The sequence below is a fragment of the Planctobacterium marinum genome (genome assembly GCF_036322805.1).
In the GTDB taxonomy this organism is placed as follows: domain Bacteria; phylum Pseudomonadota; class Gammaproteobacteria; order Enterobacterales; family Alteromonadaceae; genus Planctobacterium; species Planctobacterium marinum_A.
Window position 1 is genome coordinate 920,366 of the sequence record NZ_AP027272.1, and the last position, 21,597, is coordinate 941,962.

At 45.8% G+C, this 21,597-nt stretch carries 19 protein-coding genes; 14 read left to right on the forward strand and 5 right to left on the reverse strand.

Features of this window, described 5'->3' with window-relative positions; all coding sequences use genetic code 11:
• Position 1: 1 nt before the first annotated feature.
• The gene (locus AABA75_RS04145; RefSeq protein WP_338291259.1) at positions 2-1,738 is read right to left on the reverse strand and encodes a sensor histidine kinase; all 1,737 of its coding nucleotides are present in this window, start codon (positions 1,736-1,738) and stop codon (positions 2-4) included.
• A gap of 272 nt (positions 1,739-2,010) precedes the next feature.
• On the opposite strand from AABA75_RS04145, the gene phoB reads away from it, so the two are divergent.
• The 11 genes from phoB (at position 2,011) to AABA75_RS04200 (ending at position 15,959) form a co-directional block, all read left to right on the forward strand.
• A complete protein-coding gene (gene phoB, locus AABA75_RS04150; protein WP_338291260.1) occupies positions 2,011-2,700 on the forward strand; it encodes a phosphate regulon transcriptional regulator PhoB in 690 nt (229 codons plus the stop codon).
• A 53-nt stretch (positions 2,701-2,753) separates the two neighbouring features.
• Entirely contained in the window at positions 2,754-4,058 is a 1,305-nt protein-coding gene (gene phoR / locus AABA75_RS04155) for a phosphate regulon sensor histidine kinase PhoR (RefSeq protein WP_338291261.1), read from the forward strand.
• On the forward strand, positions 4,042-5,001 hold the full coding sequence (locus tag AABA75_RS04160) for a PstS family phosphate ABC transporter substrate-binding protein (RefSeq protein WP_338291262.1): 960 nt from the start codon (positions 4,042-4,044) through the stop codon (positions 4,999-5,001). Before phoR ends, AABA75_RS04160 begins: the two co-directional genes overlap by 17 nt.
• 156 nt (positions 5,002-5,157) lie before the next feature.
• Complete coding sequence (locus AABA75_RS04165) at positions 5,158-7,917, forward strand: hypothetical protein (RefSeq protein WP_338291263.1); 2,760 nt, start codon at positions 5,158-5,160, stop codon at positions 7,915-7,917.
• 138 nt (positions 7,918-8,055) lie between these two features.
• Entirely contained in the window at positions 8,056-10,716 is a 2,661-nt protein-coding gene (locus AABA75_RS04170; RefSeq protein ID WP_338291264.1) for a TonB-dependent receptor domain-containing protein, read from the forward strand.
• A gap of 174 nt (positions 10,717-10,890) precedes the next feature.
• Positions 10,891-11,664 carry a DUF3450 domain-containing protein gene (locus AABA75_RS04175; protein WP_338291265.1) on the forward strand — a complete coding sequence of 258 codons (774 nt, stop codon included), beginning with the start codon at positions 10,891-10,893 and terminating at the stop codon, positions 11,662-11,664.
• A 12-nt stretch (positions 11,665-11,676) separates the two neighbouring features.
• The gene (locus tag AABA75_RS04180; RefSeq protein ID WP_338291266.1) at positions 11,677-13,038 is read left to right on the forward strand and encodes a MotA/TolQ/ExbB proton channel family protein; all 1,362 of its coding nucleotides are present in this window, start codon (positions 11,677-11,679) and stop codon (positions 13,036-13,038) included.
• Between the two features lie 5 nt (positions 13,039-13,043).
• Complete coding sequence (locus tag AABA75_RS04185; RefSeq protein WP_338291267.1) at positions 13,044-13,571, forward strand: MotA/TolQ/ExbB proton channel family protein; 528 nt, start codon at positions 13,044-13,046, stop codon at positions 13,569-13,571.
• 42 nt (positions 13,572-13,613) lie between these two features.
• Positions 13,614-14,021, forward strand: a complete 408-nt coding sequence (locus AABA75_RS04190) for an ExbD/TolR family protein (RefSeq protein WP_229528233.1) — start codon at positions 13,614-13,616, stop codon at positions 14,019-14,021.
• 2 nt (positions 14,022-14,023) lie between these two features.
• Positions 14,024-14,632: an energy transducer TonB gene (locus AABA75_RS04195; RefSeq protein WP_338291268.1), complete on the forward strand. Its 609-nt coding sequence runs from the start codon at positions 14,024-14,026 to the stop codon at positions 14,630-14,632.
• 10 nt (positions 14,633-14,642) lie between these two features.
• Positions 14,643-15,959, forward strand: a complete 1,317-nt coding sequence (locus tag AABA75_RS04200; RefSeq protein WP_338291269.1) for a tetratricopeptide repeat protein — start codon at positions 14,643-14,645, stop codon at positions 15,957-15,959.
• A 68-nt stretch (positions 15,960-16,027) separates the two neighbouring features.
• On the opposite strand, the gene AABA75_RS04205 is transcribed toward AABA75_RS04200, so the two are convergent.
• Positions 16,028-16,447 (reverse strand): hypothetical protein, encoded by a 420-nt coding sequence (locus AABA75_RS04205; RefSeq protein WP_338291270.1) that lies wholly within the window; start codon positions 16,445-16,447, stop codon positions 16,028-16,030.
• Positions 16,448-16,544: 97 nt separating this feature from the next.
• On the opposite strand from AABA75_RS04205, the gene AABA75_RS04210 reads away from it, so the two are divergent.
• The 3 genes from AABA75_RS04210 (at position 16,545) to AABA75_RS04220 (ending at position 19,169) form a co-directional block, all read left to right on the forward strand.
• Positions 16,545-17,621 (forward strand): PQQ-dependent sugar dehydrogenase, encoded by a 1,077-nt coding sequence (locus tag AABA75_RS04210; RefSeq protein WP_338291271.1) that lies wholly within the window; start codon positions 16,545-16,547, stop codon positions 17,619-17,621.
• A 315-nt stretch (positions 17,622-17,936) separates the two neighbouring features.
• On the forward strand, positions 17,937-18,752 hold the full coding sequence (locus tag AABA75_RS04215) for a hypothetical protein (protein ID WP_338291272.1): 816 nt from the start codon (positions 17,937-17,939) through the stop codon (positions 18,750-18,752).
• 222 nt (positions 18,753-18,974) lie between these two features.
• Entirely contained in the window at positions 18,975-19,169 is a 195-nt protein-coding gene (locus AABA75_RS04220; RefSeq protein WP_338291273.1) for a hypothetical protein, read from the forward strand.
• A 111-nt stretch (positions 19,170-19,280) separates the two neighbouring features.
• Here AABA75_RS04220 and AABA75_RS04225 read toward each other — a convergent pair whose 3' ends face one another.
• The 3 genes from AABA75_RS04225 to AABA75_RS04235 form a co-directional block, all read right to left on the reverse strand.
• The gene (locus AABA75_RS04225; protein WP_338291274.1) at positions 19,281-19,682 is read right to left on the reverse strand and encodes a group II truncated hemoglobin; all 402 of its coding nucleotides are present in this window, start codon (positions 19,680-19,682) and stop codon (positions 19,281-19,283) included.
• Positions 19,683-20,404: 722 nt separating this feature from the next.
• Complete coding sequence (locus tag AABA75_RS04230; RefSeq protein ID WP_338291275.1) at positions 20,405-20,569, reverse strand: hypothetical protein; 165 nt, start codon at positions 20,567-20,569, stop codon at positions 20,405-20,407.
• Between the two features lie 137 nt (positions 20,570-20,706).
• Positions 20,707-21,591 (reverse strand): transporter substrate-binding domain-containing protein, encoded by an 885-nt coding sequence (locus tag AABA75_RS04235; RefSeq protein WP_338291276.1) that lies wholly within the window; start codon positions 21,589-21,591, stop codon positions 20,707-20,709.
• Positions 21,592-21,597 lie beyond the last annotated feature (6 nt).

Below are 21,597 nucleotides of genomic sequence, written 5' to 3' on the forward strand. Positions count from 1 at the left end.
CTTAACTAGCGCGTTTGTTTTGCGGGAAACTAATTATGTAACGCAAGCCTTTGCCCGGCTCGCTCTCAGCTTCGATTTTACCGCCTAGTGTTTGCGTCACCAAGTTATACATGATGTGGGTTCCCAAACCGGAGCCGCCCTTGCCGCGACGAGTAGTAAAGAAGGCGTCGAAATGTTTGTCTAACATTTCTTTGTTTAACCCTTTGCCATCATCCTGGTAGTCGATATTTACTTGATTATCGTCACTCCATATTTTCATCTTGATATGACCCTCTTTGACATTTTCAAAGCCATGGATGAGAGAGTTCATAATCATGTTGGTGACAATTTGTGCCACCGCGCCAGGAGCACACCGCACCGTCAGATCTTCGGGACATTCTACGTCGATTGTATGGTTGGTTTTTTTGAATTTCGGCGCCAGCGACTGGGTGACTTCACGGATGTATTCTTTCATGTCTACGTCACGCTCTGCTTCACTGGTTTGGTCTACGGCTACTTGCTTAAAGCTGGCGACTAAATCTGAGGCGCGATTCAGGTTAGATAACAACAGCGTTGTGGTTTGACCCGCTTCATCGATAAAGGCATTCATGGTTTTGCTGGTGAGCTTTTTCTCATCGAATGCCGTTTGCAGTGATTTCAGTCGGTCTTGTAAAAAGCTCGCTGCTGTAACGCTCACTCCGATAGGCGTGTTCACATCATGAGCGATACCTGCAACTAAGCCCCCCAAAGACGCCATGCGCTCCGATTCCACCAGCTGGTCCTGAGCTACTTTCAAAGTTTCCATTGACTCTGCCAATTCATTATTCTTGGCGCGCAAGGTGTCTTCGGCAAATCGGCGGCTGTCGTTTTCTCGTTTCAGCTCTTCCTGTTTCACCATCAGCTCATCTTTCTGCTGTTCCAGGTCCAGCATTATCTTGGATAAACTGGCGGTCTTCTTGGCGACCCCTTGTTCTAACATGAGGTTTTGTTCATCCAGTTTGCGATTGGCTTCTTTGAGATCGGATTGTGCACCGCCGAGACGATTTTGAAAATCAATGAGATCATCAACCAGCTTATTATAGGCATCCCGCAGTACTGCCAATTCGTTATCGTCTTCTATTTTTACCTGCAGTTTGGAAGATTCCAGACGATCTATATCAAACTCGTTTATTTGATGAGTAAGGTCGGATAGTGGCTCGGTAAGCATGCGCCGGAAGGCATTGAGAAACAGGAATACTAAAAAGCCAGTTTTTAATATGGCATTACCAATCAGGAAGAACACCCCCACCTGAATACGACCAAATATAATTTCGAAACTGGAATAGAGGGTCACATCACCGACATTAGAGGTACGCCCCGAAAATTCGAAGATCAGTGGGAAGGTGTAACCAAAAGTGCCACCACCGTGATCTTGCATAACCCCAGTGCTGACTGGATCCATCTGCAACACAACGGTTCGGCCAAGATCGGCAATATAGTTGCCATTTTCGTCACGAATTTGCACGCCTTCGACGATGGGCAGTTCCATTAAGCCTTCGGCGATAGACTGTGCCTGGGGAGTATTGAGCTCCCAAATAGCTCGAGTGAGACTGGTACTAAAGGTATTTTTAAGAGTTTGCAGTTCACTCTGGATGTGGTTCTTGGCATTCAGGTATTCGGTCAGGATCTGCCCAACGGTGACGATAAGTGTAAGAATGAAATAAACAGAAAGCACTCTGGTCAAAAGCTTTCTAGATAATCCGACTTTAACCTTTGACATTCAACGTAGCCCTTCGTTTTTTGCTATTTCCTGCTGTGATAAACACTGAGTTGGCCTCATTGTTATGCTACCCGGACAATAATAGTGAAATTTTGCTGCTCCTCGGCTAAGAATATGCAGAAAATAGCAAATAGACAAGGAACCCGGTGGCTTTAATTTTCGGTTATGTCACTATAAAACCACTTGTTTTTGAGAGTTCGCTGAGAAACTTTCATAATTTTGTCATTAAAACGACAAATAATTGCCGCGGCTAAAATGAGCGAGGGTAAAAAGTGAGTAAAAAAATTCTGGTAGTAGAAGACGAAGCCCCCATCAGGGATATGATCAAGTTTGTCCTGGAGCAATCTGATTTTGACGTGACAGAAGCTGAAGATTTTGATGTTGCTTTAGAGGCTGTGGTGGAACCTTATCCAGAAATTATTTTACTGGATTGGATGCTTCCCGGCGGCAGTGGTATTCAGCTGGCGAAAAAGTTGAAGCAACACGAGCACACCAAAGACATTCCCATCATAATGTTGACGGCTCGTGGTGAAGAAGAGGATAAAGTACGAGGCCTGGACGCCGGTGCTGATGATTACATTACTAAACCCTTTTCTCCCAAAGAACTCGTTGCGCGTATTAAGGCTGTTCTGCGACGTACTTCTCCCACTTCCAACGAAGAGCCTATCAGCTTTAGTGGTTTAATATTAGATCCGGTTTCACATCGCGTAACTTCCCATGGCAATGCTCTAAAGCTTGGGCCAACTGAATTTAAACTGCTACACTTTTTTATGACCCACTCAGAGCGAGTTTACAGTCGTGAACAGCTACTGGATAATGTCTGGGGTACTAATGTGTACGTTGAAGATCGCACTGTTGATGTGCATATCCGTCGCTTGAGAAAAGCGATTTCAGGGCATGGTCATGAAAACATGATTCAGACCGTTCGTGGCTCTGGTTATCGTTTTTCGGCGAAACAATAAAAATCCAATGGGCACCAATGTGGAGGGTGCCCTGAAGCAGAAAAGGTCCGTTTTTGTATAATCCTTTTTCTTGGGTGAAAAGCATCACTCGTATCGCCCTGTTTTACGGTCTGGCAATGCTGGTGGGCTGGTATTTTGATGCCTTGCTTTGGGCATTGGCAATCGCCTCTACAGCTTTGGTGCTGATCAATTATTACCACCTGGTTAAGCTAAATAATTGGTTATGGCACAGTAAAAAGTTCACACCGCCTGATGCTTCTGGAATATGGGGCTACATATACGACGGCATCTATTACATGCAGCGTCGCAACAGGATCAAACGCAAAAAGCTAGGTAACCTTATTCGACGGTTCCGCGAGGGATCAGAATCACTGCCGGACGCGGCGGTCGTGCTGGATGCCGATTGGCATATCGAATGGTGTAATCGCCTGGCGCGTATTGAACTTGGATTAAATTGGCCCGAAGATGCCGAAAGACGCATTGATAATCTGATTCGCCATCCTGAGTTTGTTAAATTTTTACGCAACAGGAATTACGATAGCCCAATTGAAATCGAATCTCCCACTAATATTAGCCGGGTTTTAGAATTTCGAATGATGCCTTATGGTGAGAAACATTATCTATTGATTGCCAGGGACATCACTCAAATCAGTCATGTTGAGCAAGTCAGAAAAGACTTTGTGGCAAATGTATCCCACGAATTGCGCACGCCTTTGACGGTATTGAGCGGTTATCTGGAAATGCTCAAAGAAAGCCCGGAAATGCCTCAATCATTTATTGATAAAGCGTTTGATGAAATGGGTACTCAATCTACGCGTATGCAAAGCCTGGTGGAGCAATTATTGGCTCTGTCCAGAATAGAAGCCAGTACCGAACGAGTGTATGAAAAAGTGGTAAACGTACCGCAGGTATTGCGCACTATTGAAATAGAAGCCCAGTCACTAAATAAAAATAAGGGGCACAGCATCGAGTTTGAGGTCGATGAGGGATTACAAATTTACGGTGTTGAGACCGAACTGCGCAGTGCTTTTTCCAATCTCATATTTAATGCCATTAACTACACCCCCAACGGTGGAAAAATAAAGGTGTGTTGGGGTAAAGAGCAGGACCGGGCGCGATTTAAAGTTATCGATAACGGAGAAGGCATCCCGGAAGAGCACCTCAGTCGCTTAACTGAACGTTTTTACCGTGTCGACAAGGCACGCTCCCGCAAGACAGGGGGAACTGGATTGGGATTATCCATTGTGAAACACGTCTTATCCCATCATAATTCCAAACTCGAAATTAACAGTGATGTGGGACAAGGTAGTGAGTTTTCATTTGCGTTCGCTAAGCAGATTATTGCCATTAAAGAATAAATTATTAGCACTGACCTTAGGCTTACTAACTTGCATGGGTAGTGTCTTGGCCCATGAGCATTCAGAACCCTATCAGGTAAAAAGTGGCGTAGCTGGCACTATCACTTCCGTGGGTTCCGATACCATGTCGAACCTCATCTCTATCTGGGCTGAAGAGTTTAATCAGCGCTATCCGCAAGTGAATTTTCAATTGCAATCGGCAGGCTCTTCCACCGCGCCGCCGGCAATGATCCAGGGGACCGCCAGTATTGGTCCCATGAGCCGCAGTCTGAAAAGATCTGAACAGGACGCATTTTACGAGGAGTTTGGTTATGCGCCTACACTTGTGCCGGTGGCTTTGGATGCCATCACCTTGTTTGTGGATCTCGACAACCCGGTTAACTCGTTAAAGCAAGAACAAATAGACAGTATCTTTTCGGTGACGCGATTTTGCGGTGGTGCCGAATCTATCGATAATTGGGCACAAATAAATGGTGCTGAAAATTATCCTTATCGCATTCGACTATACGGTCGCAGCGCCGTATCTGGTACTTATGGCCTGTTCAAAAACAAAGTATTGTGCGACGGTGATTTTAAAGCCAAGGTGGCTGAGTTACCCAGCTCTTCCTCTATTGTGCAGTCAGTGGCGTTTTTCAAGGGGGCAATGGGCTATGCTGCCTGGGGCTTTCAGAATGCCGGTGTAAAACTTTTGTCTGTGCAAAACAATGCTGCGCAAGCCGCTGTTGCCCCCTCTGAGAGCAACATTCGCAGTGGGTTGTACCCCTACAGCCGTTTTCTGTATTTGTTGGTGAATAAAGAGCCGGACAAACCTCTGCCCAATCCATATCTGGAATTTATTCGCTTTATCTATTCCAAAGAAGGCGATGCCATAACTCGCCGTGAAGGATATGTGCCTTTGGGGTTAACGCGTTCAAGTAGTGTGCTAAAAGAACTGTCCGATTAGTCCCGGTGCCCAGGCCGTGATATTCGATTCATTCCGTTATTTTCGTTTATGAAAGTTTTGTTACGTATTACACACCTGTAACAAAATTGTCATTGAGCTCCGTTACTCTCTGCGCGATTTAATTTTAAACCCAAAAATTCCAACTCGGAGCACATAATGGAACTTAACAAGTTTTTTCAGGTTTCTGCTATCGCAGCAGCACTAGCACTGGCCGGTTGTGGCGGTGACATCAACATCACTGAAGGTGACATCACTGGTGACACTATCACTAACAATACTACTAACAATAATGGTGGTAACGGCAATGGTGATGGCGACGGTGGCGATACCCCAACTGTTGAATTTCCTGGTACGTTTGACGCTGGTCTGACTCAAGCTGTTCGTGCTGCCGTAAACGATAACTCTGTTGTAGTACAAACTATTTCTGGCACTATCACTGAAGATACGACGCTTATCGCAGGTGCTTTCTACGCATTGTCCGGTACGGTTTTCGTAGGTGGTGATAACACTGATTCTGCCACTTTAACTATCGAACCTGGTGTAACCGTATTCGGTCAGAATGGCGGTGACGCTCTGGTTGTAAGCCGTGGTTCAAAACTTGAAGCAGCTGGTACTGCTGACGATCAAATCATCATGACTTCTTTACAAGACGTTGTTGGTGAGGCGCTTTCTCCGGGTCAGTGGGGCGGTTTAGTATTATTAGGTAACGCTCCAAGCAACAAATGTCCTTCTGACGGCACAGCCTGTGCGCGTGAAGTTGAAGGTGTGGCGGGTGCTTTCTACGGCGGTACTGACACAGAAGATAACTCTGGTACTTTACAGTACGTTATCGTTAAAAACTCTGGTTTCGAAGTTGAGCCAGGTAACGAATTAAACGGTATCACTTTCGCGGGTGTTGGTGCGGGTACAACCGTTGACCACATTCAAGTTCACAACAGCTCTGATGATGGTGTTGAGTTCTTCGGTGGTAACGTTGACGTTAAATATCTCGTATTGACTAACAACCAGGACGACAGCATTGACTGGGACCACGGTTACCAAGGTCGTATGCAGCACATCTACGTGCAACACAATCCTAACGCGACTGATGCAAACCGCATCATCGAAGCTGACAACGACGGTTCTAACTTAGACGCAGATCCTAAGTCTAACCCGACTTTAGTTAACATGACGGCTATCGGTAACAACTTCGCTGCTGACGACAACCCCTCTGAAGGTATCTACTTGCGTGAAGGTACTGGCGGTCAATTCTACAACATCGTTGTAACTGGTCCTGCTGAAATGGGCGAGTGTTTCGAAGTTGAAAACAACGCGGTATCTCAAGCCAACTTGCAAGACGGCACTATCATGATGCAGAACTCTGCCATGGCGTGTTCTAACGGCGAAAACTTCAAAAATGCCGACGGTGCTGTTGACCTTGAAGCCTGGTTCCTTGAGCAAGATGGCAACGTCGTATTAGAAGCGCCAATGGTTTCTTCTGACGGTACGCCAATGAATGGTTCTCCTCTGTTGGGTTCTGGTCAGGACGCTTCTGCGGTTGATACTTTCTTTGACGTAACTGATTACATGGGTGCTTTCGACGGTGCTACAGACTGGCGTGAAGGTTGGGCATTTGGTTTTGGTGGCGGTATCGTTACTGTTAGCAACTCTGCGCCTGTTGTGGGTTGTCCTTCTGGCACTACTGCCATTTTGTCTGTTGACGGTGTAACCACGACTTGTGAAATTCCATCAGGTGTTGTGACTGAAGACATGACGCTGACAGCAGGTAACATCTATGCATTGTCTGGTGTAACTTTCATCGGTAACGACAACGCTGATAGCGCAACCTTGACCATCGAGCCTGGCGTAACTATTTACGGCCGTAGCGCAAGTGACGCATTGGTTGTTAGCCGTGGATCTGAAATCATGGCCGAAGGTACAGCTGCTGCACCTATCACATTCACTTCTAACCAAGACGTAACGGGTCAAGCGACTGCACCAGGTCAATGGGGTGGTATCGTATTACTGGGTAATGCAGTAAGTAACAAGTGTCCTACCGACGGCACACCATGTGCTCGTGAAGTTGAAGGTGTAGCGGGTGCATTCTACGGCGGTACTGATAACACAGACAGCTCTGGTACTCTGCGCTATGTAGTAGTTAAGCACGGTGGTTTCGAAGTTGAGCCGGGTAACGAATTAAACGGTATCACTTTCGGTGGTGTTGGTTCAGGTACGACTGTTGAGTACATCCAGGTTCACCAAAACTCTGATGACGGTATCGAGTTCTTCGGTGGTACGGTTAACGCTAAGTACATCGTTCTTACTGGTAACCAGGACGACAGCGTAGACTGGGATCACGGTTACACTGGTAAATTACAGTACGTATTAATCCAACAAGCGACTGACGATACAGAAGCTAACCGCTTAATCGAAGCTGATAACGACGGTTCTAACCTGGCGGCAACGCCTCAGTCTAACCCAATGATTGCTAACTTCACTGGTATTGGTAACAACTACCAAGGTGAAGATCCTTCAGAAGGTATCTACCTGCGTGAAGGTACTGGCGGTCAGTTCTACAACGTGGTTGTAACGGGTCCTGCTGGCATGGGTGAGTGTTTGGAAGTTGAAGACAACGCAGTTTCTCAGGCGAACCTGGGTGACGGTACCTTAACTATGCAAAACTCTGTTATCGCTTGTGAAAACGGCGAAAACTTCAAGAATGCTGACGGTGCAGTTGACCTTGAAGCATGGTTCTTAGGCCAAGACGGCAACTCTGTTGGTGAAAACCGCGCAGCAGTACTGAACGGTGTTTACACTATCTCTGACGCAGCTGCTTACGACTTCACTGGCGACACTTTCTTCGACAACGTTGATTTCATCGGTGCGGTTGAAGAAGGTAACGATTGGACTGCTGGCTGGACTGTAGGTCTGGAATAAGACCCACACTGTAAGCCAATGATTATTCCGACGCCAGGTAACACAGATTTATTGCCTGAGCGTCGTTTTTTCGGTTCAATCGAATGATTTTGGTGAGTGACAAATATCACTAAAATCCGCATTCAAATGAGGTTACTAATGAATAAATTTGCCAAAAGGTTTCGCTACGCAAACCTGTCATTGGCGGTGCTATTAGGATTGGGAACGCAAACTACTATGGTGCAAGCTCAGGAGAGCGAAGAAGATGCTGCCATTGAAGAAGTTGTTGCGACAGGAACCCGTCTGAAAGGAACAGCCACCGCGGTATTGCAGGAGCGTAAGGAACAGGCCTTTGTTGCGGATATTTTAGGTGCAGAACAAATCTCCAGAACCGGTGACGGCGATGCAGCTTCTGCATTGCGTCGTGTAACAGGTTTGACATTGGTAGATGGTAAATTCATCTATATTCGTGGCTTGGGTGAACGTTACTCAAGCACATTATTAAACGGCATGACAGTACCGAGCCCGGATCCAACTCGTAGCGTTATTCCGCTGGATTTGTTCCCTGCTTCTATTATTGAAAGTCTGTCAGTACAAAAAGCGTTTTCGCCTTCAATGCCTGCTGGCTTTGGTGGTGGTGCGGTAGACATTCGTCTTAAGTCAATTCCTACCGATTTTGTGATGGATTTATCCGGTAGCATCGGCTCAAATTCTGAGAATATGGATGATTCTTGGGGCTATAACGGCGGCAGTGACGACTGGCAAGGTCGCGATGACGGCACCCGTGCGATGCCTTCGGTATTGCGCGATGTATTCGACCGTCGTAAGTCGATTGAAGATCTGACTATTGCTGAGCAGCAAGATGTTGCGCTGTCTTTAAATCGCGACTTTGATCCTTCTTTGCAATCAGTGGATCCCAATACCAGCCTGGATTTTTCTTTAGGTAACTACATCGATATCGATGAAGACTGGACTATTGGTTTTCTGGCAACCGCTGGCTATGATAATTCATGGCAGGTAAAAGAAGAGTACCGTGGTAATCAGTTTAGCTCTGACGGTGAAGGCGGTTGGTCTTTGCAGTCTGGTTGGCCTGTGGGTGAGTCTAACGAACACTCAGTGAAATGGTCTGGCATGTTAAATATGGGTTTGCGTTACACCTCTTTCCACAAGATTGACGTGAGCATGCTGATCCTGAACGATACGCGTGACCGTATTCGTGAGCGCTATGGCTTTAACGCCAATACTGCTACTGACGAAGGCACACTGATCCGTTCTTACGACGTATTATATGAGGAGCGCCGGATGCGTTCTGGCCAGATCAAGGGTAGCCATACGTTTGATTTTCTCGATTATCTGGCGTTTGACTGGAAATATTCTGAGTCTAAAAGTTTCAGGGATGCCCCGGGCAACATCTCCACCGGCTTCAATTTCAACGATGCCAACGGTAATGGTGCTTTTGACCGCGGCAGTGAAGACATCAGCTTAATTCGCGGCCGTACAGGTCAAACGGATTACACCTTCCAGCGTCTTGACGATTATGTTGAGAACTGGGGCTGGAACGCGGAATATCCCATCGCATTAGATAAATGGGAAATTTCACTTAAAGCGGGTTACGAGCAGGTGCAAAAAGCCCGTATTGGTGAGAACCGGACTATCGGCTTTTTGACCAACAGCTTCGATGCCGCTGATCTGGTGGGTGCGAATCTAAACGATATCCTGACCGATGACCTGATCATCAATTTTGATAGTCCGACTAATCAGAACTTGATGAGACAATCGTCTGCTGCAGGTGATGATTACACCTCGGCACAAATCGTTGATGCGGGATATTTTGAATTTGATGCCTTCTTCAATAACCAATGGCGTTTTTCCGGTGGTTTCCGTTGGGAAGATTTCAAACAAGCCATTCTGGACTCCAGTTCAAGGGTTGGCTCTACCCCGGTTGAGCGTAACTTCGAGGATCTGACCTTCCAGGAAGATGATATCTATCCAGCGCTTGCGGTAACGTACATCCCGGATGACACCATGCAGTTCCGTTTCAACTATGCAGAAACGGTTGTGCGTCCGGACTTGCGTGAAATCTCAGATGCTTTGTTCCTTGATGAGAACGATAACTTTGTTCGTGGTACGCCTGGACTGCGTCCTACACAAATCCAGCATTATGACTTTCGTTGGGAATGGTATCGCGAGAATGGCGACAACTTGTCAGTCGCTTTATTCTACAAAGACATGGTTGACCCTATTGAAGGTTTCCAGACTGAGCAAGGTGACTCGGCACCAAGAACGCGTTTGGCCAACAGTGAAACTGGCGAAGTGTATGGTGTGGAAGTGGAGTTCTTGCAGGGCTTGAACTTTATGTCCGATGACCCTTACAGCTTCTGGAACGACTTGTTCTTGTCAGGTAACGTGACCTTGAGTGATTCGGAAACCGAGTTCGACCGTGAAAAAATCACGGCGCAAACGGGCGTTAACCCGGATTACACTAATGACTCGCGTCGTTTGACGGGCCACTCCGAATACGTGGTTAACCTGCAGTTGGGTTACGATTCACCCAATGGTGAGCACTCAGCGACGGTGGTTTATAACGTTTCAGGTCCCCGCATTATCTTTGCGGGTATTGCCGGTCAGGATGATGCTTATGAAGAAGCCTTCCATTCACTGGATTTTGTTTACACTCACTATCCGGACTTCAACACTACGGTTAAGTTCAAGTTGAGCAATATTCTGAATCAAGAAAGGGATATCCAGTTTGAGAATGTGCCTTTGCTGACCGAAACCAAAGGGGTTGGTTTTAGCTTAGGTTTTAGCTACGACTTCTAATGTAATAAAACTGTTAAGAGTGCCGATTCCGGCACTCTTCTTTATCCGCTATTTGCTGTGTCCCAAAAGCGATTTTGGGATGTAATAAAACGATCATATTCCCCCCCTACAATCTGCCGCAATTTCGATATCACGCTTAATTGTTTATAAAACATACATCTTAGGGTCCCTTATATGAAGTTTTCTAAAACTTTTACCCTTTCAGTTGTGGCAGCTGCGTTTTCAGTAGCGTCTATGACAGGAAGTGCTCAAGAAGATGGTTATCTAAAACCAGCCATTGATTCAGCCAAGCAGATTAACGAGTCTGCTGCTATGTCTCAGGAAAAAGTGAATGCCTACTCAGAGCAGGCAGACAGCAAATTGCAGACATTTAAAACCATCAACAAAGAAATTGATGGTTTGCGTGTCTATAACACGCAGTTAGAGAAGCAGATTGCCAATCAAGTAGAAGAAATGGCCGCGCTGAATGAGTCTATCGACGAAGTGAGCGTTATCGAACGTCAAATTACGCCACTGATGATCCGCATGATTGATGGGCTTGAGCAGTTCGTGCAATTAGATGTGCCTTTCTTGCCAGATGAGCGCTCTGAGCGTATCGAAAACCTGCGCGATATGATGGATCGTGCTGATGTCTCAGCATCAGAAAAGTTCCGCCGCGTTATGGAAGCTTATCAGGTTGAAATGGATTACGGTCGTTCTATGGAAGCCTACTCGGGCATTCTGGACCTTAACGGTCAGGAGCGCGATGTGGACTTTTTGCGCGTGGGTCGCACAGTGTTGGCATACCAAACTCGTGATGCCTCAGAGCAGGGCGTATGGAACCAGGATACCAAAACCTGGGAATTGTTGGATTCCAGCTATCGCACTCAAATTACCAACGGTTTACGCATGGCGAAAAAGCAAAAAGCACCTGACTTGCTGATGCTGCCAGTGAAGAAAACCAACTAAGGATATTGCGCAATGAAAAAGTTCGTTAAAGTTATTTCTACATTGTTCGTTGCTTCCATCCTTTCTGGTGGTGCAATGGCACAAAATAAAAACCTTGACCTGGATGCCTTATTGAAGCAACTGGAAGAAGGTAAATTCGCTCAGAATCAGCAAAACCAACAACGTGAGGCGCAGTTTCGCGCCCAGGTTGCTGAGCAAGACCGCATGATCCGTGAAGCGCAGCAAACCCGTGCTAACGAAGAAGCGAATAGTGAGCGTCTGGAAACCACCTTTGAAGAAAACGAATTCAAAATCGCCGACCTTCAAGGTGCCCTTGATAAGCGTTTAGGTTCGTTAAAAGAGCTGTTTGGTGTACTTCAGCAGGTGTCTGGCGATACCAAGAACAAGTTCCAGAACTCTATGATTTCTGCTGAAATCCCCGGCCGTGGTGAGTTTTTAGATAACCTGGCTCAGTCTATGGGGAAATCTTCCAAGCTGGCATCAATCGAAGAAATTGAGCGCGTTTGGTTTGAGATTCAGCGTGAAATGACCCAAGCTGGTAAGGTCACTAACTTCACCACCGAAGTAGTAGAAGCTAACGGTGACAAGGTTAATAAAGACGTTACCCGTGTTGGACCGTTCGCGTTGGTGGCAGACGGTAAATATCTGGATTACAACCCGGCAACAGGTACGGTTGCAGAATTAATTCGTCAACCAGCTGACCGTTACATGAGCTCCATCGATGAACTTGAAGCGTCAAATGGTGAGTTTGTGAAGTTTGGTCTGGATCCAACCGGTGGTTCAATTCTTGGCCTGTTGGTTCAAGCACCTAACTTCCGCGAGCGTGTTGAGCAAGGTGGCCTTGTGGGTTACATCATCTTAGGCGTGGGTGCGGTAGGTTTCTTATTGGCAATCATCCAGTTAATTAATCTTTCTCTGATTCAAATGAAGGTCAATGCTCAGCAAAAATCTTCTACGCCTAAAGCGGACAACCCGTTAGGCCGCGTATTGATGGTAAAAGACAAATATCCAGATGCCGATGTTGAGGCGTTAGAGCTACACCTGACAGAAGCTATTTTGGGTGAGCTGCCTAAGTTATCGCGCTTCCTGACCATTGTTAAAATTATCTCTGTTGTTGCGCCGCTAATGGGTCTGTTGGGTACCGTAACCGGTATGATCTTGACCTTCCAGGCCATCACATTATTTGGTACTGGCGATCCCAAGCTGATGGCGGGCGGTATTTCGCAAGCGCTGGTAACCACGGTACTGGGTCTGGTTGTCGCGATTCCAACGACGTTGCTTTACGCTTTCTTAAATACGCGCAGTAAAGGCATTGTTGCAGTTCTGCAAGAACAGTCTTCAGGGGTGATTGCAGAGCGCGCTGAAAGAGGTTAATAGCTATGTTCATGGAGTTTTTTGAAGCTATTCGCGATTTCACGGAAACCGGTGGGGCCGTCGTGTTCTACATCGGTATCCTGATCTTCGTGATGTGGCTACTCATTTTAGAACGGGCGCTGTACTTCTTTATCTGGCACCAGAAAGCCAAAAATGAAGCCATTGCAAACTGGGGAGCGCGTAAAGATCGCAGCTCCTGGAATGCAGAACAGATACGACAAATGACGATTTCACGCCTGCACTTAGGCATGAATAGCAATGTTGCCATCATTCAGGCGCTGGTGGCCTTATGTCCTTTATTGGGACTGATGGGTACAGTAACCGGGATGATTGAAGTCTTTGACGTTATGGCTATCTCCGGCTCGGGCAATGCCCGCTCTATGGCTTCTGGTGTTTCTAAAGCCACTATCCCCACGATGGCGGGAATGGTTGGGGCACTCTCTGGCGTATTTGCTGTGGCCTGGTTAACCAGAACGGTAAAAGCTGAGCGCACCCATGTTGAAGAAGCATTAGCAATGGACAGACATATCTAAAGTATTGGGCTTTAATACCCAAGCTTTAAAGCGAGAAAATTTATGAAACAGCATTTTCAAAATTTAGTAGAAGAAGAAGAAGCCACAATCGATATGACGCCCATGCTGGACGTTGTATTTATCATGCTTATCTTCTTCATTGTTACCGCGTCTTTTGTTAAAGAAGCCGGTATTGATGTGAACCGCCCTGAAGCCTCTACTGCAGCGGCTAAGCCTCGTGCCACCATATTGGTTGCGATTTCAGACAAAGGTGAAATCTGGATTAATAAGCGCAAGGTGGATGTACGTGCCGTGCAAGCTAACATTGAACGTTTGAAAGCCGAGAACCCACAGGGTTCTGTGGTTATACAAGCGGACAAAGAAGCTAACGTTGATAAGTTAATCAAAGTAATGGATGCAGCTCGTGCCGCTGGCGCTTATGACGTGTCTATTGCCGCAGCAGAGCAGTAATTATGATTCGAGTATTGATTGCGTTAATTCTAAGTGCAGGTATCACTATGGTCCTGTTTTACGTAATGCAGTCGTTGATCGAAAGTGGTGGTAGTGCATTAACCGATGCACCCAAAGGCCGGGTACTGGACTTTGTTCGCGTACCAAGAGAAGAAGCGGTAGAGCAAAAAGAGCGTAAGCCTCGTAAGCCACCTCCGCCGAAAGAGCCACCACCACAGATGGATCAACCTCAGCTGGATGCAGCGACTCCGAACAACGATGGTGGCGGTATGAATTTCTCGGAAGCCGTATCCGCTGATGTCGCCCTTGACGGTGGGCTGGCATTGGAGTCTGGAGATGGTGAGTACTTACCCATAGTAAAAGTAGCACCTGTTTATCCACGTCGCGCACTGCAGCGCGGTATCGAAGGCTACGTTATCGTGGAATTTACCGTCACTAAGCAAGGCTCGGTAAGAGATCCGATTGTAGTGGAAGCAGAGCCGGAAGGACTATTTGAACGCGCAGCATTGGATGCGGCGATGAAGTTCAAATACAAGCCGCGGGTGGTAAATGGTGAACCAGCAGAAGTATCTGGTATTCAAAACCGCATCTCATTCGAAATCGACGGTTAGGAGGCATAAGATGTTAAAACGACGTTTATCAGCAGTTGCTTGTGCCCTATTAGGAGCCGTGATTTATGTGGCACCAGCCTCTACGGATTTGCTGTCCGGTGGTGTTGCCTTGGCTCAGGAAGCAGAGCGCAAAACAAAACGTGTACCGGCACTGCGTGGCAAGGTATACGAGCAGTTGGCTCGTGCCCAAAAACTGGGTGATGAGGGCGATGTTGCTGGTGCTATTGAGATATTGGATGAAGTGAAAGACAAATCCGATTCAATGAACAGCTATGAACGCGCCATGATGTATAACTTCTACGGTTTCGTTTATTACAACGCTGAAGATTACACTCAAGCCTATGAGTCATTTAAGCTGGTGGTCGAACAGCAACCGATCCCGGAAAGCTTTGAACAAGGGACGTTGTTCAGTCTGGCACAGTTAAGCTTGATGCAGGAAAAGTACGACGATGTACTTATCTACATTGAGCGCTGGGAAGCATTAAACAATGGCAAGATACCGGCTAAAAACTACGTGTTAAAAGCCCAGGCCATGTACCAGAAAAAGAGCTACCAGGAAGCGGCTGGCTATATTGAGCAAGCAATCGCCACTCAGGAAGAAAACCCTGATGACGGTATTGCCGATGAAAACTGGTATATCCTGCAGCGCGCCATTTACTACGAACTAAAACAACCTAAAAAGGTGACTGAAGTTTTGGTGAAACTGGTTCGCTATTATGAAAAGCCTAAATACTGGTTACAGTTAGGCGCGATGTATGGCGAAATTGGTGAAGAGAAGAAGCAGCTTGCGGTAATGGAAGCCGCGTATCAGCAAGGCTATGTTGAGTCGGGCAGCGATATGTTCAACCTGGCGCAGCTCTACTATTATCATCAGGTACCATACAAAGGTGCCAGAATAATGGAAGAGGCCATGGAGAATGGCAAGCTGGATCGCAACCTGAAAAACCTGCGTTTCTTGTCTCAGTGTTATGCGGCTTCTCGCGATTCTGATAAAGCTATCCCGGTTATGCAGGCAGCGGCTGAATTGTCCGAAGATGGCGAACTCAACGCTCAGTTAGCGCAATTGTTCCTGAATACGGAACAGTTTGACCAGGCCATCGAAAACGCCCGTATCGCACTGGATAAAGGCGATTTGCGTAGCCCCGGTACAGCGCATCTGGTAATTGGCATGTCACTGTACAACCAGCAGCAGTTTGCCGAGGCACTGAATGCACTGGCGGAAGCTGAAAAGTTCAAAGGGACTTCCAGAATGGCGAAGCAATGGCAGCGCTATGTGTCTTCAGAGAAGACCAGCTTCGAAGCCTTGCAGGCTGATTTGTCTTCTTAAGTGAACACTATCACTTATTGAAAAAGCGCCACCTGGCGCTTTTTTTGTTTCTGCAGTTTGGTTTACTGCTATTGGCGCAGTTTCATAAATACATATCCACCGATAGCACCACTCAAGGCTTGTAGGAATAAGCCAAATGGGGTTCTTGCGCCTGCAATTAAAGTAATATCTAAAATTGGGTGCATGGCAGCTAATGCGCAGGCAATCGCCAAAAAGCCAGCTAATACATACAGGCTATCTGGCAGCTGCTTTATCTTACTGGAGATAAGCCACTTGATAGAAAAAGCCAGTAGCAGTGAAATCGCAATAACAGCACCATAGCTCGGCAATAAACCTGCAAGATCAGATAACGTCATCTGGAATCGATCAGCCTCGGTAATGACGACATTAATATTAGCTAACTCAGCCAGCACCATCTGGCTATGAGCGACACTGGCCAGTATAAAAGTGGTTATGCAAGCAGCAAGGAAGTGGAGTGTTAATTTCATCTTGTGCCTCGAACAGAGCCTTTTGATTTATTAAAACACTGGCAAAGCGCTATGTCTTCCCTAAAATGATTATCAAATAAAAATGATTGGCCCTTTTATGCGATTACTCACAGTATTTTTATTGCTCTTGTCCTCAAGCATCAGCACCGCACAAGCAAATTATGATGCAGAGGTTGTGGTCGAGGGCCTGGATGTGCCTTGGGCGCTCACGCAGCTGCCCGGTGGCGGCTGGTTGATCACTGAGCGCAGTGGCCAACTTATTTATTTCAAGGATGGCAAGAAATCATTGGTGCAGGGTACACCCTCTGTGTTTTTTGCCGGTCAAGGCGGATTGTTGGATGTAGAGTTGCATCCCGATTTCACTGAAAATCACTTACTGTTTTTGTCTTATGCAAAAGGGGATGCAGGCAATAACGCGTTAACATTATATAAAGCGACTTTTAACCAGGATGCCATGGCCCTGGAAAATGGCACGGACATTTTTAGCATCACGCCGGGTAAAGATACACCAGTACATTACGGTGGCCGAATTGCTGTAACCAATGACGCCCTGTTATTGGCATCGGGAGATGGTTTTGACTATCGCGAGTCTGCTCAAATAAAAAACTCTATGTTAGGTAAAGTCTTGCGTATGGGCTTAAATGGCAAGGTGAAAGCTGATAACCCGTTTGCAGCCGATGATAATGCGGCATTCGTTTGGACTTTGGGCCATCGTAATCCACAAGCGTTGTTGTTCGATGTGCAATCTGGTGTGGTTTACAGTCATGAACATGGACCGGCTGGTGGCGATGAGATCAATATCATAAAAAAAGGCCTTAATTACGGTTGGCCTGTGATCACCAACGGCAAAGACTATTCGGGTGCCAATATTAGTCCCTTTAAAGAGTATCCCGGAATGCAACAACCTTTATTGGATTGGACTCCCTCTATTGCCCCGTCCGATATGCTGCTGTATCGCGGCAATAAGTTTGCAGAGTTAAACGGCCATTTATTGGTAACAACCTTGAAAACCCGAGAGTTGCGCCTGGTGAAATTAAAAGAAGGGAAGGTGGCAGAGCAGGTGACTTTGCTTACCCATCTTGACGAGCGCTTAAGAGGTATCGAACAAGATCAACAAGGCGACATCTATTTACTCACGGATTCAGGTAAGTTGTTATTGTTAACGCAGCTTTAACAACTATGATCTTAAATGAATTTTGAGATAAAAAATCAATAAAAACATAGTGATAGCTAATTTTTTTGGCTTTTACAAAAGCTGATAAAGGGGAAATACGCTACTAATTCATACATTGTGTAGCTGGTTTCTGCATAAATCCTGCAGCTGGAGATATTCCTTCCCATTTCGCATCATTTTCTTTCACGTCAGGCAGAAGATGATTCATCTTGCATTTTTTACACTTTCTTCATCGTAAAACCCTTCAGGCAATTTTGCAGTTCGACCTGGTACAGAATCAACTCACCGTGATTCTTCATCGTAAAGGAAAGCACTATGAAAAAGACTATTACATCTGCGGCATTAAAAATGGATGAACAAGTCGCAACAGGAAAGAGAACACCATTGAGCACCTTGTCTAAGGTATTGGGTCATGATCTGGTGAATGAACTTGCGTGGAGCTGCCCTGAAGCTGAGCTGGTAACATTGTTTAAGCGCAACATCTCCAAGAATCACCTGGAGGTGGGTGTAGAAGGTGGTTATTCACTGGTTAAGCGTTTGAAAGCCAATTCAGAGCTGAAGGTATCCTTTTTAGATTCCGACAAAGATTCTTTGAAAGCCGCTCATAAAAACGCCAAACACTTAAATCCGCATTTGTATTGCGCGAGTTTATTGCAGTCCTGGAACTTTAAGAATCGCAAATTCGATTCCATTAACCTGAATATGGTTATCCAGAGCTTGCAAGGCAGTTTCGAAAATCGCCTGTCTACCATCTTTCACAATGCCCGTATGTGCCTGGCTCCGCGCGGTAAAGTGTTTGGTAGCACACTCTTAGGTAAAGGTGAAAACGGTAAAATCTCCAGTTTGTTAATGTCGATGTACAACAAAAAAGGCGTGCTCAACAACAGATTGGATAATGTCCGTCAGTTGACCAATGTTCTGGAGTACTATTTTACGGATGTAAAAGTAACAACGGTGGGTTGTGTCGCCTTGTTCGAAGCCACTATGACGGCAGGTAATCGTGAGGGCTATTCACAGTTGGTGCCTTATGTGGCCCGTCGTGAACGCGCTGATATTCGTGAGTTGCCAGTGTACAAAATTGATGGTTCACGCCGTAAAGAAGTGAAAATGGATCGCCGCTTTGCCTTTTGAAAGTAGCATGGAATAATAGTGAAAACAGCGCCTGATGGCGCTGTTTTTGGTTTTGAACATGGGTAACATTATCCATGTAGACTCCGTAACCTATTGTAAACGTGTGATAAATTTATATTTTGTTGCACTTTCTCAGTTCCTTTAGCAGTTAAAAGGCACGTATTCTAGACTAATGAACTGTCTTTTTTCAGATCAAAAAAAGTTTCATCCAAAGGAGGTTTGATGCCAGCTAACGTAGGGAGTTTAATCAGCGTTGTTGCGGTGTGGGGGCTCGTTGCTTACATTTTTGTTTTCGGCTTTGCACAAATACAGTGGACCGGTTGGGAGGGAGGTTTACCTTGGTTAGCCGGGGCTGTCAGTCTATTTGGAAGTGCAGGCTACACTTCCAAATGGTTGATGAATAAAGCTGTTAAATGACTGCTCACACTGAATAACGATCATTGAATAGTACCAATATGAAGGTGAGTCGTTAAATTTGGTTTTCCGCAGAGGTTTCCCCTTGAGGGGCTCCTCTAAGGAAAATGTACATCAGCTATTTTTCATATGTCGCGCCAATTGCGTAATTGGTTGTCGAATAGCCTCGCGGGCATTGTCGTCTTCCACTACCTCGTTTAACGCTTTGTTCATGCAATACAACCATTGTTCCACCATGTTATCGCTCACTTCAAAAGGCAAGTGTCTGGCGCGCAAGCGCGGATGCCCATACTGGGCTTCATAAAGTGGTGGGCCGCCTAACCAGCCGCTTAAATACTCAAAAAACTTTTGCCGAATGCTGTCCATGGGCTTTGGATGCAAGGCTAAAAGTTCAGCGGCAAACTCATCCGTCTCCATGATGTCATAAAAGGTATTGGCCAGCTTTTGTGTACCTTGTTCACCGCCAATGGCCTCGTAAGCGGATTTGGGCTTCTTTTTGAATAATTTATCGAGCAATATTGTAATCCACAGCAGATTTTTAAGGGCATTATAACGGATTGCATATGAAATGGAGCAGCTTGGTTTTAGCAGTCGGCTTCAGCGAAACTGATTTCTTTGATCCTAAAGCACAGGTTCAGGTTTAATTTTACTACGACCCCTTTATATTCTTTCATTCTTGTTTTTCTTAATACTATTGACTACGTCTATAGGAAAAGCTATCAAATACATTGCCATGAGATATAGAGCAAAGTAGTCAATCTTTTCATGTATTCGCTCAAAGCAGTTACCATCTGCAATGAGCAGGCAAAAAATACCAACGAAAACAACAAACCCAAAAACTGCAATCTTGGTTGTATCGAACAAGCTAATTAGAACTAAATTTTTGTATGAATTTTTTTGTCTCATTTCTTTAAAAACGCAATATATAAAAATATTTTTAGATGATCAGTTATGTCTTTTTTCGTTCTTCTGTTTTATAGCTTCAGCAGTAGCCGCACCAGCAGCCTCACCAGCTAATGTGGACGCCGCTGTCGAACTAGGGATAATTGGAGTCAGAGCCGTTTAAATTTTGCTCCGAAACTGGCATCCAATTGCATTTATTAAAAGTGCTATTTGATTCTTGGCAGTATCCCACACCATACATAAGAAAGCCCGCTAAGGCGGGCTTAATAAATTCATTGTGACCAGTCAGATAATCAAATTATCCTGGCTCTGACCTTTTTTAAATGCGAAGCTTATTACTGCACAGGATGCTGCTTAAGGAACTCTCGAGCGGCGTCGAGATCTTTGAATAGCGACAGCAGGGCTCTTTCCGATTGCGCTTCTAATTTGGGCTCGCCTGAGTCTTCTAACATCCAAAACCAAAGTTTGACGGCGCGTGCAGGGATTTCAATTTGGGTCATAGCTTACTCCATGTCTTTGCTAGGTTTGATGATAAAATAACCAGTTTTGCATGAAGCTGCTTGTTTGCAATATGAACAAAAATGAATCGCGGGCAGTTAAGGGCGGATTATGGATAACTGGATAGAGTGTTGTCGGGTTATTCTTCCGATGCTAAAAAGTGCTGATAATAAATGCTTTCCATTTTTGCTCTGTCGCTATCAGAGCGATAGAGCATTTTTAACAGGTTGAGGTAGCCTTGTTTTTGCCGTTCTTCGCGTATCACTTCATTTAACCTTTTTATCAATGCTTGGCCCCAGTCGTTTTTGGTGCAAGCGATATAACCAAAGACATAGTCAAACCCATCTTCTATGGGCACGGAGATGATGTCTTTTCGGGTCTTAATATTACGCAGGTAATACTCTGCCAGATAGGGGTATTCCAGGGTGTAATCTATGCCGCCAGTTTGCAGCAGTGGCAAAATTTGTGATGCGATGAGTTCGTATTTGTCCAGGTTTTTATTGATAGCGAGGTCTTTAATGAGGTCGTCCAGAACGCCATAAGAACGTTTTTGTTCGATACCGCCTTTGATCCTTTCATCTTGTATTACATCTTTGAAAAGGACTGTTTTCGGACTACCAATGCGTTGCCAGGCATCTCTTGTGATGGCAAGTGCGATAGGCAAGTCGATATGCCAGGGAATGGAAAATGCGGCAAGCATCTCTCGTTCTGGAGTTTTTAAAATCATACTGGTACACACCGGCTCTTGTTTGAGCAAGGCTTGAGCAAAGCTGGCGTAACTGTATTGCTTATAAACATGTTGGTATTGGGGCAGTGCCGCTTCCAGTATTTCGTGTTGCAAACCCGCTTGTCCGCCAAATTTGCCTGGTGCCTCAATAACAAACCTCGGCGGATAATGAGCGATTGCCCAGGTGATACTGTTAGCGGCGAGTGCGCTATGCCACGGCAATTGCAGTAGTAACATCAGGGCGATCAAGTGTGGCTTAGATATTGTTTTTGTGAAGCGACTTAAGGTGCGTGGCATGAGTTT

Bases quoted from the DNA above. Each gene is read 5' to 3' on its own strand.
- AABA75_RS04145 (WP_338291259.1), bottom strand. From the start codon at position 1,738: ATGTCAAAGGTTAAAGTCGGATTATCTAGAAAGCTTTTGACCAGAGTG.
- AABA75_RS04165 (WP_338291263.1), top strand. From the start codon at position 5,158: ATGGAACTTAACAAGTTTTTTCAGGTTTCTGCTATCGCAGCAGCACTA.
- AABA75_RS04170 (WP_338291264.1), top strand. From the start codon at position 8,056: ATGAATAAATTTGCCAAAAGGTTTCGCTACGCAAACCTGTCATTGGCG.
- AABA75_RS04175 (WP_338291265.1), top strand. From the start codon at position 10,891: ATGAAGTTTTCTAAAACTTTTACCCTTTCAGTTGTGGCAGCTGCGTTT.
- AABA75_RS04180 (WP_338291266.1), top strand. From the start codon at position 11,677: ATGAAAAAGTTCGTTAAAGTTATTTCTACATTGTTCGTTGCTTCCATC.
- AABA75_RS04185 (WP_338291267.1), top strand. From the start codon at position 13,044: ATGTTCATGGAGTTTTTTGAAGCTATTCGCGATTTCACGGAAACCGGT.
- AABA75_RS04190 (WP_229528233.1), top strand. From the start codon at position 13,614: ATGAAACAGCATTTTCAAAATTTAGTAGAAGAAGAAGAAGCCACAATC.
- AABA75_RS04195 (WP_338291268.1), top strand. From the start codon at position 14,024: ATGATTCGAGTATTGATTGCGTTAATTCTAAGTGCAGGTATCACTATG.
- AABA75_RS04200 (WP_338291269.1), top strand. From the start codon at position 14,643: ATGTTAAAACGACGTTTATCAGCAGTTGCTTGTGCCCTATTAGGAGCC.
- AABA75_RS04205 (WP_338291270.1), bottom strand. From the start codon at position 16,447: ATGAAATTAACACTCCACTTCCTTGCTGCTTGCATAACCACTTTTATA.
- AABA75_RS04210 (WP_338291271.1), top strand. From the start codon at position 16,545: ATGCGATTACTCACAGTATTTTTATTGCTCTTGTCCTCAAGCATCAGC.
- AABA75_RS04215 (WP_338291272.1), top strand. From the start codon at position 17,937: ATGAAAAAGACTATTACATCTGCGGCATTAAAAATGGATGAACAAGTC.
- AABA75_RS04220 (WP_338291273.1), top strand. From the start codon at position 18,975: ATGCCAGCTAACGTAGGGAGTTTAATCAGCGTTGTTGCGGTGTGGGGG.
- AABA75_RS04230 (WP_338291275.1), bottom strand. From the start codon at position 20,569: ATGACCCAAATTGAAATCCCTGCACGCGCCGTCAAACTTTGGTTTTGG.
- AABA75_RS04235 (WP_338291276.1), bottom strand. From the start codon at position 21,591: ATGCCACGCACCTTAAGTCGCTTCACAAAAACAATATCTAAGCCACAC.